The sequence below is a fragment of the Vibrio furnissii CIP 102972 genome (assembly GCF_000176175.1).
Lineage (GTDB): Bacteria > Pseudomonadota > Gammaproteobacteria > Enterobacterales > Vibrionaceae > Vibrio > Vibrio furnissii.
Genome location: NZ_ACZP01000014.1, coordinates 492825 through 508161, shown reverse-complemented (window position 1 = coordinate 508161; position 15337 = coordinate 492825). Strand labels below are relative to the sequence as shown.

The 15337-nt window shown below is 50.2% G+C and carries 16 protein-coding genes; 12 read left to right on the top strand and 4 right to left on the bottom strand.

The annotated features are described in order from the left end of the window. Positions 1-64 precede the first annotated feature (64 nt). The 3 genes from VFA_RS12525 to VFA_RS12515 all read right to left on the bottom strand — a co-directional run bounded on the left by VFA_RS12525 (position 65) and on the right by VFA_RS12515 (position 3401). Positions 65-664: a TetR/AcrR family transcriptional regulator gene (locus tag VFA_RS12525; protein WP_004727204.1), complete on the bottom strand. Its 600-nt coding sequence runs from the start codon at positions 662-664 to the stop codon at positions 65-67. A 136-nt stretch (positions 665-800) separates the two neighbouring features. Then, entirely contained in the window at positions 801-2477 is a 1677-nt protein-coding gene (locus tag VFA_RS12520) for an RluA family pseudouridine synthase (protein ID WP_004727203.1), read from the bottom strand. A 78-nt stretch (positions 2478-2555) separates the two neighbouring features. After that, positions 2556-3401, bottom strand: coding sequence for a DMT family transporter (locus tag VFA_RS12515; protein ID WP_004727202.1), 846 nt, complete (start codon positions 3399-3401; stop codon positions 2556-2558). A gap of 133 nt (positions 3402-3534) precedes the next feature. On the opposite strand from VFA_RS12515, the gene dmeF reads away from it, so the two are divergent. Both dmeF and VFA_RS12505 read left to right on the top strand, forming a co-directional pair. After that, positions 3535-4458, top strand: coding sequence for a CDF family Co(II)/Ni(II) efflux transporter DmeF (gene dmeF / locus VFA_RS12510; RefSeq protein ID WP_004727201.1), 924 nt, complete (start codon positions 3535-3537; stop codon positions 4456-4458). Between the two features lie 10 nt (positions 4459-4468). Continuing rightward, positions 4469-4885, top strand: coding sequence for a MarR family winged helix-turn-helix transcriptional regulator (locus VFA_RS12505; protein WP_004727200.1), 417 nt, complete (start codon positions 4469-4471; stop codon positions 4883-4885). A gap of 7 nt (positions 4886-4892) precedes the next feature. On the opposite strand, the gene VFA_RS12500 is transcribed toward VFA_RS12505, so the two are convergent. Further along, positions 4893-5480: a LysE family translocator gene (locus tag VFA_RS12500; protein ID WP_004727199.1), complete on the bottom strand. Its 588-nt coding sequence runs from the start codon at positions 5478-5480 to the stop codon at positions 4893-4895. A 109-nt stretch (positions 5481-5589) separates the two neighbouring features. Here VFA_RS12500 and VFA_RS12495 point away from each other — a divergent pair, with 109 nt between their 5' ends. From VFA_RS12495 to tssJ, 10 genes are all read left to right on the top strand, one after another. Beyond that, positions 5590-6033: an Lrp/AsnC family transcriptional regulator gene (locus VFA_RS12495; RefSeq protein ID WP_004727198.1), complete on the top strand. Its 444-nt coding sequence runs from the start codon at positions 5590-5592 to the stop codon at positions 6031-6033. Between the two features lie 423 nt (positions 6034-6456). Beyond that, positions 6457-6741: a type VI secretion system PAAR protein gene (locus VFA_RS12490; RefSeq protein WP_004727197.1), complete on the top strand. Its 285-nt coding sequence runs from the start codon at positions 6457-6459 to the stop codon at positions 6739-6741. After that, the gene (locus VFA_RS12485; protein WP_004727196.1) at positions 6725-7732 is read left to right on the top strand and encodes an SEL1-like repeat protein; all 1008 of its coding nucleotides are present in this window, start codon (positions 6725-6727) and stop codon (positions 7730-7732) included. Before VFA_RS12490 ends, VFA_RS12485 begins: the two co-directional genes overlap by 17 nt. Before the next feature lie 404 nt (positions 7733-8136). Beyond that, positions 8137-8646, top strand: coding sequence for a type VI secretion system contractile sheath small subunit (gene tssB, locus VFA_RS12480; RefSeq protein ID WP_004727195.1), 510 nt, complete (start codon positions 8137-8139; stop codon positions 8644-8646). Between the two features lie 46 nt (positions 8647-8692). Further along, positions 8693-10168, top strand: coding sequence for a type VI secretion system contractile sheath large subunit (gene tssC, locus VFA_RS12475; protein WP_004727194.1), 1476 nt, complete (start codon positions 8693-8695; stop codon positions 10166-10168). A 2-nt stretch (positions 10169-10170) separates the two neighbouring features. Next, entirely contained in the window at positions 10171-10608 is a 438-nt protein-coding gene (tssE, locus tag VFA_RS12470) for a type VI secretion system baseplate subunit TssE (RefSeq protein WP_004727193.1), read from the top strand. A 5-nt stretch (positions 10609-10613) separates the two neighbouring features. Then, entirely contained in the window at positions 10614-12383 is a 1770-nt protein-coding gene (gene tssF, locus VFA_RS12465; RefSeq protein ID WP_004727192.1) for a type VI secretion system baseplate subunit TssF, read from the top strand. Beyond that, positions 12347-13363 (top strand): type VI secretion system baseplate subunit TssG, encoded by a 1017-nt coding sequence (gene tssG / locus VFA_RS12460; protein ID WP_086027303.1) that lies wholly within the window; start codon positions 12347-12349, stop codon positions 13361-13363. Before tssF ends, tssG begins: the two co-directional genes overlap by 37 nt. Positions 13364-13366: 3 nt before the next feature. Continuing rightward, complete coding sequence (gene tagH / locus VFA_RS12455; protein ID WP_004727190.1) at positions 13367-14854, top strand: type VI secretion system-associated FHA domain protein TagH; 1488 nt, start codon at positions 13367-13369, stop codon at positions 14852-14854. 2 nt (positions 14855-14856) lie between these two features. Further along, the gene (gene tssJ, locus VFA_RS12450; protein ID WP_004727189.1) at positions 14857-15333 is read left to right on the top strand and encodes a type VI secretion system lipoprotein TssJ; all 477 of its coding nucleotides are present in this window, start codon (positions 14857-14859) and stop codon (positions 15331-15333) included. Positions 15334-15337: the final 4 nt, after the last annotated feature.

Genomic DNA, 15337 nt, shown 5'->3' with positions numbered 1-15337 from the left:
TAGACCAGTCGTCTAGTATTCGTGGCAAAAAATCCGCTATCGAGATAGCGGTCGTGAATGGTGTTTATCCGTTGAGCGGATTGCCTTTCAGCAATTGCTCGGTGGCCAGTAACGCCTGCTGTAGACTGACGTCATCTTGGCGAATTTTGTTCAGCAAGCTCGCCCCAATCCATAGATTGTAGAGTAACTCGGACGTGAGCTGGCTGTTTTGTACGTGCAATTCACCCGTTTGGATCCCTTGCTCAATACATTCGGCCACGCGGGCCGTGATGGCATTGGTGCCTTTGAGCAGGGCCAGACGCATCGGTTCAGACAGATCGGCGACTTCTCCTGCCAATTTGACCACCAGACATTTTCCGGCGGAGCAATTACAGCTGTTTTGCTCTGTCCAGAAATGCCAGTACCGCATCAATTTCTGATAGTGAGTCCCGCCATTACCGTTGAACAGGGCGTCGAGTTTGTCGAGGTAATGGGCAAAGTAGGCCTCAATCAATGCCTCGCCAAACTGCTCTTTGGACTTGAAGTAATGATAAAACGACCCCTTAGGCACATCGGCGCTTTTCAGCAGCTCCGACAAGCCGACACAGGTAAAGCCTCGGTTTACCACCAGTTGGTAACCGACTTCTAGAATATGTTGTCGTGTATCGTGTGTTTTTGCGTTCATGAGGTGAAATATAGTGATAATTAGACCAGTCGTCTAGTGTTGGTTGTTGGCATGAGGATGCGCGTCGTGTCAGTGGCGGAATAGCCGCGCGCAAAAACGGGCGATCACGTCACGAACGGCGATGCTCGCGCTGAGATCAGAAATCGGGATCGACCTGAAATGTCATACGCTGCTTGGTGTAGGGGTGATCAAAACTGAGGCTTTCTGCATGCAGGTGCAGGCGATTGGCTTTCTCGCCGTACAGATCGTCGCCCAAAATCGGCGTATTGAAGCCTTGCGCATGCGCGCAATGCACGCGCAGCTGATGGGTGCGACCGGTTTTGGGAAAGAGGTAGACGCGCGTGCGTCCTTGTTCGGTGCCGATCGTCTGCCAGTAAGTTTCGGCGGCTTTGCCGTGCTCAAAACAGACCATTTGACGCGGACGATCGTCTAAGTCTGGACGCAGCGGCAGGGTAATACAGCCTTCACCATGAGCGATTTCACCACTCAGCAGCGCGACATAACGCTTCTCGACACCGCGAGTAATAAACTGTTTCTGCAGGCTTTTATTGGCGCGACGTGTGAGTGCGAAGACCAGTAACCCCGAAGTCGACATATCCAAACGATGCAGCACAAACGGGCCTTCCACCTCGGGAAACTGCTGCTCCAATCGCGTCAGTGCTGAGTCTTTGATGTTCACGCCGGGCACCGAAAGAAACTCCGCCGGTTTGTTGATCACCACAATCGCTTCATCCTGATACACAATCTCGATCTCTTGACCTTCGGCGGGATTGTTCAGCAGCGGATTGTCATCCAGCGCCATGCCACTCAGCATGTGACCGAGGATCGGATGACACTTATTTTGGCAGGCCGGATAGAATTTCTTGTGTTGGCGAATCTCTGATTTGGGAGAGCGTCCCCACCAGAATTCCGCCATCGCAATTGGGGTCAGTTGATGCGTAAACGCATATTGCAGTAGCTTCGGCGCTGCACATTCGCCAGAACCCGCGGGGGGAATTGGATTCACGGCCAGCGAAAAAATATCATTCAACGATTGCACCTCACCGCGCTGGTTTAAGAAACGATATTGGCCAAACAGCTTTTTCTGCAGTGCTGCCGAGAGCTGCTTGCGCTGCTCTTGCAAGGCGTGCAGCTCGGCGTTTTGCGCTGTTAAGTCATCCTGTAAGGTGCGAATGCGTTGTTCCCACTGCAGCTTTAATTGCTTGAGCTGGTTTTTCTCCGCCACGCTCTCTTTGGCCAAACGTTCCAGCAAGGGGGCTGAGTCGTTCGAATGGGCGTCGGCATCTGCACGCAACTGTTTACGTTCAGCGCGCGTATCTATCATGCGCAGACGCAGCGCTTCTATTTCAGCGTCCGCTTGCTGTTGACTCTCGGCAAGGCGGCTGCGCAGTTCATCGGCTTGTGTGTTCTGTTTCAGCACGCGTACTTGCTGATTGATGGCCGCAATCTGGTTGGCTTCGGTGCGAAAGAACGCGTCGTCAGCAAAGCGATCAAACACGGGCGGCACAAAGCCCGGCAAGTGATTTTGCTCGGCCAACTGGCCAGAAAACGCCGAGAGATAACCGAGTGCTCCCGTTGGGGTTTTGACCACCAAGACGCCAAACATTTTGCCGTGCGCTCCGGTTTCATCACCGTCGAGACCAAAAGGGTGCGACCATGCTTGTTGAGTGCTGATGTGGTGCTGTAGCTCCTCGGCGGCAATCACACACAAAGGATGCGGCTCGTAACAAAACGGAAAGGTAAAACGATCCGGCAAAGCGATGGCAGAAACGTCGGCCTGAAAAGGCGTGAAGCAGCGGTTGGTGTGTGACATAGCAAAACAATCGAGTGGAGTAGACGGGCTGAATTGTACTGAGCTGACCTAGAAAAGCCAGCGCAGAATCACCGAGGCTTATTCAGGCTTGCGGGCGACAAACACCAACAAGATGCCGCCGAGGATCATCAGGCTCACCAGTATCAAGCGCAGTGTCATCGGCTCGTTCAATAGCAGGCTGCCCCCGATCAAAGCGATGGCGGGCACCGATAACTGTGCAACGGAGGCTTGCAGCATGGTTAAGCGGCTGATGACCCGATACCAGAGAATATAACCCGCGGCGGATGCCAGACTGCCCGACAACAGCGCAAGCACCACGCCGCGTGTTGAGAGGGTGTCCAGATGAATCATCCAGGGAGACACGAGTAGACACAGCAGACTTGCTGCCCAAAACCCTTGAGCGATCGCGTGGGTTGGATTGCCGCTGTTGCGCCCAAGTAGGCTGAACACCGCCCATGCAAGGCCAGCGATGATCATCAGCAGTGCGGATATCCAACCGGGTTGTTCAGCGCTGGGCAGCATCAAATAGATAAAGCCGGCGATAGAGATCGCCAGCCCCAGCCATTCCAACGTGCGAATCTTATTGCCTTGCCAACAGTGCGCAGCGAGCAGTGAGAGTTGTACCGTGCCGAAAAGCAGCAGCGCGCCAGTTCCGGCGGATAAGGTCAGATAAGCGATGGAAAAACAGAGCGCGTAGATAAATAGTGATGCGCCGGCTTTGAGGGCGAACGGCAGCGAATAGCGACGATGTTCGCGGCGCACGACCATGGCGTGCAAGACGACTAATGTGATTCCTCCCGAGATCAAGCGCAGCGCCGTGAACGATCCGGCGTCAATGGCGTGTGTTTGTAATGCCAGTCGACACAGAATGGAGTTGGCCGCAAAGGCCATCATGGTGATGACAGTGAGCAGGGCTGGATGCACAGGGAATCCTTGGGGGTTTGGATGAATGATCTTCACTCCATTTAAGGCGAAAAAACAAAATGGAACAAATGTGTTTTACTTTGATAGTCAAACTAATTACTATTTTGAAAATTTGATTATCAAAGTATCTATCATGCAAACACCTCATTGTCCTCACACTCACACCTTTTCTTATGCCAATGAAAAAGGGGAAAAACGCACGTTGTACGTGCTGTTGTTAACATTAATCACGATGGCGGCTGAAATCAGTGCTGGGTCGATTTATGGTTCGATGGCGCTGTTGGCAGACGGTTGGCACATGGGCACCCACGCGGCAGCATTCTGCATTACGCTGTTTACGTTTCGCTATGCCCGCAAACATCAGGACTCACGTCAGTACACGTTTGGGACGGGGAAAGTGGGCGTCTTGGGGGGCTACACCAGCGCCATTGGTTTGGGGCTGGTGGCGTTGTTTATGTTCGGTGAATCGCTGCATCGCCTGTTCAATCCGTTGTCGATTCAGTTTAATGAAGCGATCGTCGTGGCGGTGATTGGCTTGCTTGTCAATGTCGCCAGTATGTTCTTATTGCACGACCATCACGACCATCACGACCATCACGACCATCACGACCATGACCATGACCATGACCATGAGCACGCTCATGATCACAACCTGACCGCGGCATACATGCATGTGCTGGCCGATGCGTTGACTTCGCTGCTCGCCATTGCGGCGTTGATTGTGGGCAAGTACCTCGGTTGGGTGTGGTTGGATCCCATCATGGGGATCGTTGGCGCGTTGGTGATCACCAAATGGGCGGTGGGATTGATGAAACAGACCGCCCCGATTTTGCTAGATGCGCACATTGAACGGAATTATGAGCAAAAGCTGTTGACCAAGCTGGCACAAAGCGGCGGCGAGGTGATGGACATTCACATGTGGAAAGTGAGTTCGAGTCACTATGCGGCGACAATCCGCTTGAACAGTGAGGCGAACAAAGATGCGGCGTACTTTAGACAGCAACTGGCCGAGTTTGATAAACTGCACCACCTCACACTTGAGGTGAATTCGAAGTAAAGGCAAACACATGCAACATCTGACTGAACTCAACAACCTGATCACCGAGTTTTACGACAAAATGTCGTCGTGGGAACTGTCGGTGGTGAAAGAAACCGGCTATTCGCTGGCGCAGATCCACACGCTGGAAGTGTTGGGCAGTCATGGTGCCATGCGCATGAAAGAGTTAGCCAACCGCCTGAGTATTACCACGGGTACACTCACCGTACAGGTCGAAAAGCTCGTTCAGGCCGGGTTGATTGAACGTCAGTCTCTGGAAGGAGACCGACGTTCGATTGTGGTCGACTTAACGGCGCAAGGCCACAATGTTTATCGTGAGCACAACGCACTGCACCTTGCGCTCACGCAAGAGCTCACCCGTCATTTCTCCGAGCCGCAACATCAGGCGTTAGTGGAGATGCTGACTCAGATGAATCAAGAGTTCTGACCTCGTCTTATCCTATCATCGGGACGGTGGAGAGCAGCAATAAGCCGCCCATGGCGCCGTTAAACCAACGAACATACTTGGGGTGGGTCATCCAGTGACTCAACTGCTTACCCGCCGCCGTCCAAATGCTCACGGATGGAATATTCACGATCGCAAAGACCAACGCGATGAGCAGTAATTGCAGCCAGCTTGCGCTTTGGTTGTAAACGCTGACCGCCGTGAGTGCCATCGACCAACCTTTTGGATTGACCCATTGGAACATCGCTGCGGCCAAAAACGACATCGGCTTGTATTGATGTTCTGGATTGGCTGGCTTGCTGAGTGCGATCTGAATCGCCAGATAAACCAGATAGGCCAGACACACGACATGCAGGATCTGTTGCAACAAAGGTGAGGTTTGAAACAAGCCCGTCAATCCAACACCGACCAGCAGCACCATCGCGCTAAACCCAAACGTCACGCCCAACATATGGGGCAACGTGCGCCAAAATCCCACGTTGGCCCCGGATGTCATCAACATGATGTTATTGGGCCCAGGGGTAAAGGTTGAAACAAAAGCGAAAGCCACCAAAGGCCCCCATTGACTGTAATCCATTTGCGGTTACTCATTCCTCATTAAACATGCAAAGATAGTAATGGCCATGAGGCGCAATTTTATGTTTATATTTGTGTTTGAATGAGTTTATTAGCAATGAATGGTGGTTATGGATAAGTTTGACGAAAGAATATTGCGTGAGCTGCAATTGGATGGACGAGTCTCAAACGTTGAGTTGGCAGAGCGAGTCGGTTTGTCGCCCTCAGCCACGTTGCGCCGAGTGCAGGAACTTGAACGCCGAAAGGTGATCAAAGGATATCGTGCGGTGTTAGACAAGCCACAACTCAATGTTGGATTTGTCGCCTATGTCTCGATTGGGCTCAATAACCACACGAAAAAGTCACAACGCAGCTTCGAGGAGCATGTGCGCTTTGCGAATGAAGTGGTGGAATGTCACAACATCACCGGCATGAACGAATATTTGTTGCGCGTCGAAACGCAAGACCTCGCGGCGTACAAACGTTTTCATGAAGATGTATTAGGTGAGTGTCAATATGTGCAATCGATTACAACAATGGTAGTTATGGATTCATCCAAAGATGAGCGCCAATAATATTTAGATATAGATTAAGAAGATAATAAAAGAAATTTATATTCAACTGAATGAATTCAATAAAAACGCAGTCATATTATTTTCTAAAAATAATATTTAATGTTTATTCTCAGAAATAAGAAGTTATTAATCACGATATAAATTCAATCCAGTGACATTTGTTCCCATAAAACGATGATTAAGTGATAGATGTGTTGATTGTATTCATAAATTAGAGTTTTTACTTTATTAAATGTCATTGCTCTGACATTTGTTGCGATGTGAGCAAATTTTCGCGTGGTTTAAGGTAATAAGTTGCTTGCTCTGGGCAAATAGTTGCCTGATTTTATGCTGGTTTAACCAGTGACTGGGCTTAAAACAGGTATGTATTTTGCTATTTCTCATATCAGGCGTGTTTAATTATATTTCAGAGAAGAGTTTGTTATGGGAAATGGTATTGTTGTTGGGCATATAGGGACAGCGCATGATGGATTCCCACCGACGCCGGTCACCGCAGGTTCGGGCTCGGTTAAAATCGATGGGATTCCCGCGGCCCGTCAAGGCGATCCGCTGGCTCCGCATGATAAACCTAAAAATCCTTCTCATCCGCGCAGTATTGCCGCGGGCTCTTCAAGTGTCATGATTGATGGCAAACCAGCCGCAAGAGCGGGTGATGCAGTTGACTGTGGTGGCGTGTTGCAAGGTGGTAGCAGTGTCAACATTGGTTAAGTCCTGCCTTGTCTCGCTGGCACTCACCCTTGGCGTCACGAGCTTTACCGCCTTTGGTGAAGCGTACGATGCATCCGCATTAACGGCGCAACAGGCGTTTGAAAATGGCCGTTTGTTGCGTGCCCAATTCAAAAATGTCGAATCAAGACCGTTTCTCAAACATGCCGCCGACAGCGGAAATGCCGATGCGGCTTACCTTTATGCGATGGAGTTATCGAACTACAAAACCACGATCCGTACGCCGCAAGAAGCCCGTGATTACTTGCTTCAAGCTGCGCAAGGCGGTAATCGCCATGCGATGCAGCACCTCTATTTGAATGGGCAGTGGTTGAGTAAAAAAGATCGCCTTGATTGGCAGCAGCAGTATCATGATGCCTTGATTCGCTTAGGGCGAACTGCGCCGGCACAAGCCTTGTTCGAGCTGGCTCAGTATTATCACGCACGCGATAAAGCACTGTCAGAATATTATCTCACCAAGGCGGCTGCCTTTCGTCATCCCCGCGCGTTAATGGAACAGGCGCGGCGTATCGAGCGGGGTGCGGGAACCTATGTGATGCCGGGTGAGCGTGAAACGGTTGTGCGTAAAACGTATTTGGCCGCAGCCGAAACCGGCTATGTGCCTGCGATTCGTGCTTACATTAATTTGCTCGAAGACAAAGGGCGCTACAAAGAAGCGTTTGATTGGCGCAGAAAGGCGTTACAAGCCGGCGATCTGACGTCGCTCGCTGCGCTGGGCTTTATCTATAGCGGCCAAAGTGAAGGGTATCCCTTCATCGAAACCGACTTGGTTTTGGCGAAGGCTTACTTGGATTTGTACATGGAAATGGCTGGAACGGATCGCCTCGAAACCCTTTATTCGACGGTGGCTGAGAGCTATCAACAAATCACACCACGTATTAATGCTGAGCAAGAAAAAGCGGCAGATAAAATTGAATCTTCCCTGAAAAATAGTGTGGATTTTTATAACCATGATCTTTTTTGGGATATTTAGAATTACTTAATATTAGCTACCGATAATACGTGTGAGAGAAGTAAGTATTTTTTGGGTGAAGATCATGTTTTTGCGTTTTTTTGTACAACAAACGCATATTAAATGAATAGAATGTGCCCGCTTCATAATAATTAAAATAAAGAGAGTGGCTAATCTCTTTATTTATCATTTTATAAATAAAAAGTTTAAATGTGAATTTAACTTGCATTCTTTTCGGGCGATTGTGTGGCTGTCATCCAGCGATGCTTCAATTGCCTGCTATCAAGAAGTTATATTTACTCAAATTAAAATAAGAAAATTTAGATATTTCTAATGTGTCGATATTTCTGATAGTTAAAGCAAATTCAGATATTGACGCAGCTATTTCAACGACAACGACTGGCATAGGTATTTGGAGACGTTATATGTCTAAAGAAGGAAGTGTAGCTCCGAAAGAGCGCATTAATATTAAGTATATTCCTGCGACTGGGGATACACAGGCTGAAGTGGAATTGCCATTGAAAACCTTAGTGGTTGGTGATTTCAAAGGTCATTCAGAAGAGACGCCAGTTGAAGAGCGCTCAACCGTTTCTGTGGATAAGAACAACTTTGAAGCGGTGATGCGTGAAAGCAATCTGAAACTGACCACCACCGTGAAGAACAAACTGGGTGAAGATGAGACTGCCGATTTACCGGTTGAGCTGAACTTCAAATCCCTTGCGGATTTCTCCCCAGATTCTGTCGCTTCACAAGTTCCTGAATTAAAAAAATTGATTGAGTTACGCGAGGCGCTCGTCGCGCTGAAAGGCCCGCTGGGTAATATTCCTGCGTTCCGTGAGCGCCTGCAAGATCTGCTGAACTCGGAAGAGTCACGCGAGAAACTGCTGGCAGAACTCAATCTTGTTAGTGAATCAGAAGAAGAAACTCAAGCCTAAGTTGACTTGATACTTTTGTCATTAAATCTTAATCAGGAACAATAAGATGTCTACGACTGAAACGGTACTGGAAAGACCGCAGCTGGCTGAAGGAAGCTTGCTGGACGAAATTATGGCGCAAACCCGAATCGCTCCTAGCGAAGAAGGGTACGATGTTGCGAAAAAAGGGGTGGCTGCATTTATCGAAAATCTGATTGGTGGCAACCAATTGGATGAAGCGGTGAATAAGTCTCTGGTTGACCAAATGTTGGTTGAGCTGGACAAGAAAATCAGCGCACAGATGGATGAAATTCTCCACGATCAGCAATACCAGCAAATGGAATCGGCTTGGCGTGGTCTGAAACTATTCGTGGATCGCACCGATTTCCGTGAAAATAACAAAGTTGAACTGCTGCACGTCACCAAAGAAGAGCTGCTGGAAGACTTTGAATTTGCACCGGACACAACTCAATCTGGCTTGTACAAACACGTTTATTCCTCCGGTTATGGCCAGTTTGGTGGTGAACCGACCGGCGCGATCGTGGGTAACTTCGCATTTACCCCTTCGACGCCAGACATGAAACTGCTGCAATACATGGGTGCCCTCGGCGCGATGGCGCATGCGCCGTTCATCTCCAGCGTTGGCCCTCAATTCTTTGGTATCGATTCATTTGAAGAACTGCCAAACATCAAAGACATCAAGTCAACGTTTGAAAGCCCGAAATACACCAAATGGCGTGCGCTGCGTGAGTCAGAAGACGCGCGTTACATTGGCCTGACGGCGCCTCGTTTCCTGTTGCGTGTTCCGTATGATCCAACAGAAAACCCAATCAAATCATTCAACTATTCAGAGAACGTGAGCCAATCACACGAGCATTACCTATGGGGTAATACGGCGTTTGCATTCGCGACTCGTTTGACAGATAGCTTCGCGAAATACCGCTGGTGTCCAAACATCATTGGTCCACAAAGTGGCGGCGCGGTGGAAGATCTGCCAGTGCACGTATTTGAATCCATGGGTGCGCTACAAAGCAAGATCCCAACGGAAGTGTTGATCACCGACCGTAAAGAATTTGAACTGGCGGAAGAAGGCTTCATTGCCCTGACGATGCGTAAGGGCAGCGACAACGCCGCATTCTTCTCGGCAAACTCCATTCAGAAAGCCAAAATCTTCCCGAACACCAAGGAAGGCAAAGAAGCAGAAACCAACTACAAGTTGGGCACGCAACTGCCTTACATGATGATCATCAACCGCTTGGCGCATTACGTGAAAGTGCTGCAACGTGAACAGATTGGTGCATGGAAAGAGCGCCAAGATCTGGAGCGCGAGCTGAACTCGTGGATCAAGCAATACGTTGCGGATCAGGAAAACCCGCCGGCAGACGTACGCAGCCGCCGCCCACTTCGCGCCGCGAAAATCGAGGTGATGGATGTGGAAGGCAATCCAGGTTGGTACCAAGTGTCTCTGGCTGTTCGTCCGCACTTTAAATACATGGGTGCGAACTTCGAACTGTCGCTGGTAGGCCGTCTGGATCAAGCATAACCATGACTTACATTGCACCTGAAGAGAGTGCATTTGGTGTTGGCTTCTTTGAACGTTTAGAAGCCAATGCTAAACCCATGTCTCTGACCCAAGGGCCAGATGCATGGGATGTACTCGAATCCGTTAAGCGTAATGTGTCCAATATCCTCAATACACGAATCGGTGGTGCGCAAAGCGCGCCGCATCTCGGGTTAGTGGATTTTAACGACGCCACCTTAGAAACCATGGATCTGTCGCTGCGTATCAAACTGGCGATTCAGCATTGTCTGGAACGCTATGAGCCACGTTTAAAGCAGGTACTGGTGCGCGCCGATTCGGACCATTTCAATCCTTTAACGCTGCGTTTCCACATTGTGGCCAGCATTAACTGCGATGCATTACACAAGAAAGTTCAGTTCAGTCTGTTACTGGATCAAAACAGAAAGTATCGAGTGTTTTAATCACCATGACTCAAGACAAGTATTTCAGGGAAGAGCTCGCTTTTCTTAAAGAGCAGGGGAGAGAATTTACCGAAATTCACCCTCAGCTGTCGCGCTTTCTGCATGGCAGAACAACCGACCCAGACGTTGAGCGTCTGTTGGAAGGCTTTGCGTTCCTGACTGCGCGTCTGCGTGAAAAAGTCGAAGATGAGTTCCCTGAACTGACACACTCGATCATCAATATGCTGTGGCCGAACTATTTGCGGCCTGTGCCGAGCATGAGCGTGGTGGCCTTTACACCGGACAAAAGTGTCAGTGAAAAGCAGACGATTGCTCGCGGTACGCAACTGGATAGCAAACCGGTGTTTGGCACCAAGTGTCATTTTCGAACCTGCCGCGATGTGGCGCTCTATCCGCTTCATTGTCTGGATGCCAACGCGGAACACACGCGTGAAGCCACCATCATTAAGCTGACAATGAAGATGAACGGCGACATTTCAATTGGTGATGCTGAGCTGGGGGATTTGCGTTTTTACCTCGGCGGAGACAAGTACAGTTCGCAAATGTTGTATCTGTGGCTCAATCACTATTTGGAAAAAGTCAGTGTTGAAGTGAATGGGGCCGTCTTTACGCTGCCGCGCAATGCGTTTGCAACCGTGGGCTTTCACAGCGACGAATCGTTATTGCCTTACCCAACCAATGTTTACGAAGGTTACCGCATTTTGCAGGAGTACCTGTCATTTCCGGAAGCATTCCACTTTTTTGATCTCAAGGGTTTGGGGCAAGCGCTGCCAAAATCGGTGCACGGTGAATTCACGTTGCACATCCATTTATCCAAAACATTACCCGCTGATGTGCGTGTGCGCAAAGACAACTTTCAGCTCTATTGCACACCAGTGATCAATCTCTTCGAGCACGATGCTGACCCCATCGACCTCAATGGTCGTAAATCGGAATACCGCATTGTGCCATCCAGCCGCTATCCGGCGCATTACGAAGTGTTTAGCGTCGACAGCGTGGTGGGTTGGCAGGACAACAGCCAAGCGGGTCAACGGGTTCGTGGCGAAAAGCGCGTGTACTCCTCATTTGAAAGCTTTCAGCACGAAGTCGAACGCGTGCGTCATCGCCAAGCGCTGTATTACCGCACACGGATTAAAGAAAGCATTCGCGGTGATGGGTTTGACTCGTTCGTGTCGTTTATTCGTGGCGATGAAACCCTGTCGGTTGATGTGGATGAAGCGGTGTCTATCAAACTGACCTGTACCAACCGTTTGTTACCGTTGGAGCTGGGTGTGGGCGATATTTGTGAGCCGACCGACACCTCGCCGCCGTACGCGACGTTTCGCAACATCACCGTGCCATCGCAGTCACTGCGTCCGGTGCTTGATGGCAGCCTGCTGTGGACACTGATTTCCAACTTGTCACTCAACTACTTGTCGTTGCTATCCAAAGATGCGCTTAGCTGTGTGCTGCGGGCTTACGATTTCCGCGCGTTGGTGGATCGCCAAGCTGAGCGTGTGGCGCGTCTGCGCATGGATGGCATCAGTAAAATCGAATCGCAACCGGTAGACAAAATGCTGCGCGGCTTACCCGTACGCGGCCTGCAATCAACCCTCTACATAGACCAAGCAGGGTTTGGTTCGGAAGGCGATTTGTATCTGTTTGGCACGGTGCTGAGTCATTTCTTTGCGCTCTACGCCAGCATCAATTCGTTTCACGAATTGGTCGTCATCAACGTGAGTAACCAAGAGAAGTACACATGGGGAACACAGACCGGAATGCAGCCGTTGATATGACGGCTGACGGCCAGCTGGTGCCCCAATTGCACTTGCCTGGTGATGTACGTGCTTACAACTTCTATCAGTTGGTTGAGTTGTTGCAAAAACTGCAGCAATTCAACCCTGAATCGGAAGAGTGGGAGCGTCAGTGTCAGTTGGTGTTTAGTGCCAACCCAAGCTTGGGGTTTTCGCCGTCTGATGTGAATTCTCTGCATGAGCGTGACGATGAACGTTTGGTGATGTTGACCAACTTTTTTGGTCTGTCTGGCGCGCAGTCGCCGCTGCCCGGGTTCATCATCGAACAATTGGTCAACGAAGAACCGGGCGGGTTCAAACAGCCATTTTTTGACTTTTTTAATAACCGATTGATCAACTTGGTGTACCGCATCTGGCGCAAATATCGTTACTACGTGCGTTTTCAGCCAGATGCGCAAGATGCGTTTTCTACCCAGTTGTTTGCGTTGGTGGGATTGGGTGATACCGACCTGCGCGGCGAGACGCCCATCAACTGGTGCAAGATGCTGGCTTACGCCGGCACCTTGGCAGGACGCAGCCGATCACCGCAAGTGGTGGCTGGCATCATCGCCCACTGTTTCGATTTGCAAGACGTGAGCATTCGCCAGTGGGTGCGCCGCAAGGTGCAGATCGACAAATCCCAGCAACTGTCGCTGGGACAACAGAACGCCCAACTGGGCGTTGACAGCATGGTGGGTGAATCGGTGATGGACTGCAACGGTAAGTTTGTCATCTGCATTGGAAAGTTGTCGCGCGAGCGTTTCGCCGATTTTCTTCCTTCCGGTAAGGAACACCAACCACTGTGCAAATTAGTGGAATTTATTTTGCGTGAGCAGATGGCCTACGACGTCGAGCTGACCTTGGATGAAGATGAAGCGCCCAAATTGAGCTTGGCGGCCGATAGTGGCGTAGCTTTGGGATGGACTTCGTTTCTGGGAGACAACGCGCAAGACCAACACGTTCTGATTCAAGTGAGGCAATAACAGATGAACGCAATGACTCAGACGTCACTGATCCTTCAAGTGGCCAACGTACAACTGCTCGAATCGGGTTTGACCGCCCAATCGCACTGGACGCCAGAAGGCGGCAACATTGGATCCGAATCATGGGCAACTTGGCGACTCAAAGACGCGCAAGGCCGCGTGAAACCGCAGCATTGTGCCATTGTCTCGATTGATGGCGCGTTTTGTGTCCGTGATTTGTGTGGTGACACCTATGTGAATGGTTCACACATGCCGCTGGGTAAAGATCAGTTAGCAAAGCTGGAGCATCGAGACGAAATCACCGTGGGGCCTTATCAGCTACGAGTTTCGTTTGGTCATGCGGATGAGCACGACCGCAATGCTGGCCCGTTGGATGCGATGTTTAAAGCGGATCAGGTCGATCTGCTGGCGGATGACCCCTTCGATGATGAAGCACTAGAAGACGAGGCTCCGCTTGCGGCGAATGCTGATCCGCTCTTGGCACTGGATGCGCTACTTGAGGCCAAAGACGACGCCGAAGCGCTGCTGCGCGATGTGGAACGACTAGACGACGGTGACCAGTCGCATGCATTGGTGCCGGAAGAGAACTTGGTGCTTCATGATTTGAAATTTACCCCGCAGGCAGACAGCGAGTACGAAATGACGTCATCCATTCGATTGAAAAAAATTCTGGGCTTTGGCCCGCGTAAAGACGATGTCGCGCAACCGGACATCGCGCCAGCGCATCAGCCTCAGTCACCACAACAAACAACAACAGCACCATCATCACCAATCAACACTCACAACGTATCAGAGGGCTTAACAATGGATGAAAAAGTATTGGATCTTCTTGAAGAAGAAGTCGCCAGAAGTCTGCAACCTGCCAACGCCGACACTGCCACAAGTTCTGCGGGCGGCAAACATTTGCTGACCGGCCCAATGCTGCAGGGGCTGGGGATCGATCTCAGTCAGGATACTGACATGGAACGCATGCACCTCTTGTCTCAGGAATTGGGTGAGTCGCTGCAGGCGTGTGTGAAAGGCTTGCTGGAACTGCATCAACAAGTGAGTGACGGTCGCTTCGGAACCATGAACCGTAACCTGCAACCCATTGAAGATAACCCGCTGCGTTTGGGTCTGTCTTATGAACAAACTATTCGCACCATGTACGATGCCGACAAGAGTTTGGTCCACCTCTCTGCACCGGCGGCGATTTCAGAAAGCCTGAAGAACGTCCGCGACCACAACGAAGCGATGCAACACGCCACCTCGGAAGCGCTGAATCAGATTCTGAACGCATTCTCTCCACAAGTGTTGCTGCGCCGCTTCCATCACTACAAACGCAATACAGACACCAGCGCCACCTCGGATGAAGCGTGGGCGTGGAACATGTACTGCAACTACTACCAAGAGCTGACTTCCAACCGTCAACGCGGTTTTGAAAAGCTGTTCTGGGAAATTTTCGAACAGGCTTACGACAAGAAAATTCGTGAGAAGCAACTGGAGCTCTAATCGTGAACAAACTGCTGTTTATGCTGCTTTCGTTGCTGGTATTGACCGCTTGCAGTTCGACGGAACCGTACGAGCCAGCGAAACAGCCGACGAAAGTCACGTTCAGTCTGCTCGCGGATGATGGCGTCAACCCCAGTATTTGGGGAGAAGCGTCTCCGGTCGAAATTCAGGTGTTTGAACTCAAAGATGACTCGATGTTCATGTCCGCCGACTACGACCAACTGAAAGCGGATTATAAAAAATCACTGCGCAGCAACTTCGTCAAAAATTACGACTACGTGCTGATGCCGGGCCAGTTCAAGTTTGTGAATGCGTTTGAAGTGGATGAAGAAACAAACTACATCGGTGTGATGGCGCACTTTTCTGATCCGGAAATTAGTGAATGGAAAAAGGCCGTCAAAGTGCTGAACAAAGGCAGGGAATACCACTTGCTGATGTTTTTCAAAGATTACGATGTGAAATTGGATAGGGTGGAATAACAAA

What these genes read in the sequence shown, in the direction of transcription:
- VFA_RS12505 (WP_004727200.1), top strand. Translation starts at nt 4,469, where the DNA reads ATGCAACATCTGACTGAACTCAACAACCTGATCACCGAGTTTTACGAC.
- VFA_RS12525 (WP_004727204.1), bottom strand. Translation starts at nt 664, where the DNA reads ATGAACGCAAAAACACACGATACACGACAACATATTCTAGAAGTCGGT.
- tssF (WP_004727192.1), top strand. Translation starts at nt 10,614, where the DNA reads ATGACTCAAGACAAGTATTTCAGGGAAGAGCTCGCTTTTCTTAAAGAG.
- tssC (WP_004727194.1), top strand. Translation starts at nt 8,693, where the DNA reads ATGTCTACGACTGAAACGGTACTGGAAAGACCGCAGCTGGCTGAAGGA.
- VFA_RS12520 (WP_004727203.1), bottom strand. Translation starts at nt 2,477, where the DNA reads ATGTCACACACCAACCGCTGCTTCACGCCTTTTCAGGCCGACGTTTCT.
- tssG (WP_086027303.1), top strand. Translation starts at nt 12,347, where the DNA reads ATGGGGAACACAGACCGGAATGCAGCCGTTGATATGACGGCTGACGGC.
- tssE (WP_004727193.1), top strand. Translation starts at nt 10,171, where the DNA reads ATGACTTACATTGCACCTGAAGAGAGTGCATTTGGTGTTGGCTTCTTT.
- tssB (WP_004727195.1), top strand. Translation starts at nt 8,137, where the DNA reads ATGTCTAAAGAAGGAAGTGTAGCTCCGAAAGAGCGCATTAATATTAAG.
- dmeF (WP_004727201.1), top strand. Translation starts at nt 3,535, where the DNA reads ATGCAAACACCTCATTGTCCTCACACTCACACCTTTTCTTATGCCAAT.
- VFA_RS12495 (WP_004727198.1), top strand. Translation starts at nt 5,590, where the DNA reads ATGGATAAGTTTGACGAAAGAATATTGCGTGAGCTGCAATTGGATGGA.
- VFA_RS12500 (WP_004727199.1), bottom strand. Translation starts at nt 5,480, where the DNA reads ATGGATTACAGTCAATGGGGGCCTTTGGTGGCTTTCGCTTTTGTTTCA.
- tagH (WP_004727190.1), top strand. Translation starts at nt 13,367, where the DNA reads ATGAACGCAATGACTCAGACGTCACTGATCCTTCAAGTGGCCAACGTA.
- VFA_RS12490 (WP_004727197.1), top strand. Translation starts at nt 6,457, where the DNA reads ATGGGAAATGGTATTGTTGTTGGGCATATAGGGACAGCGCATGATGGA.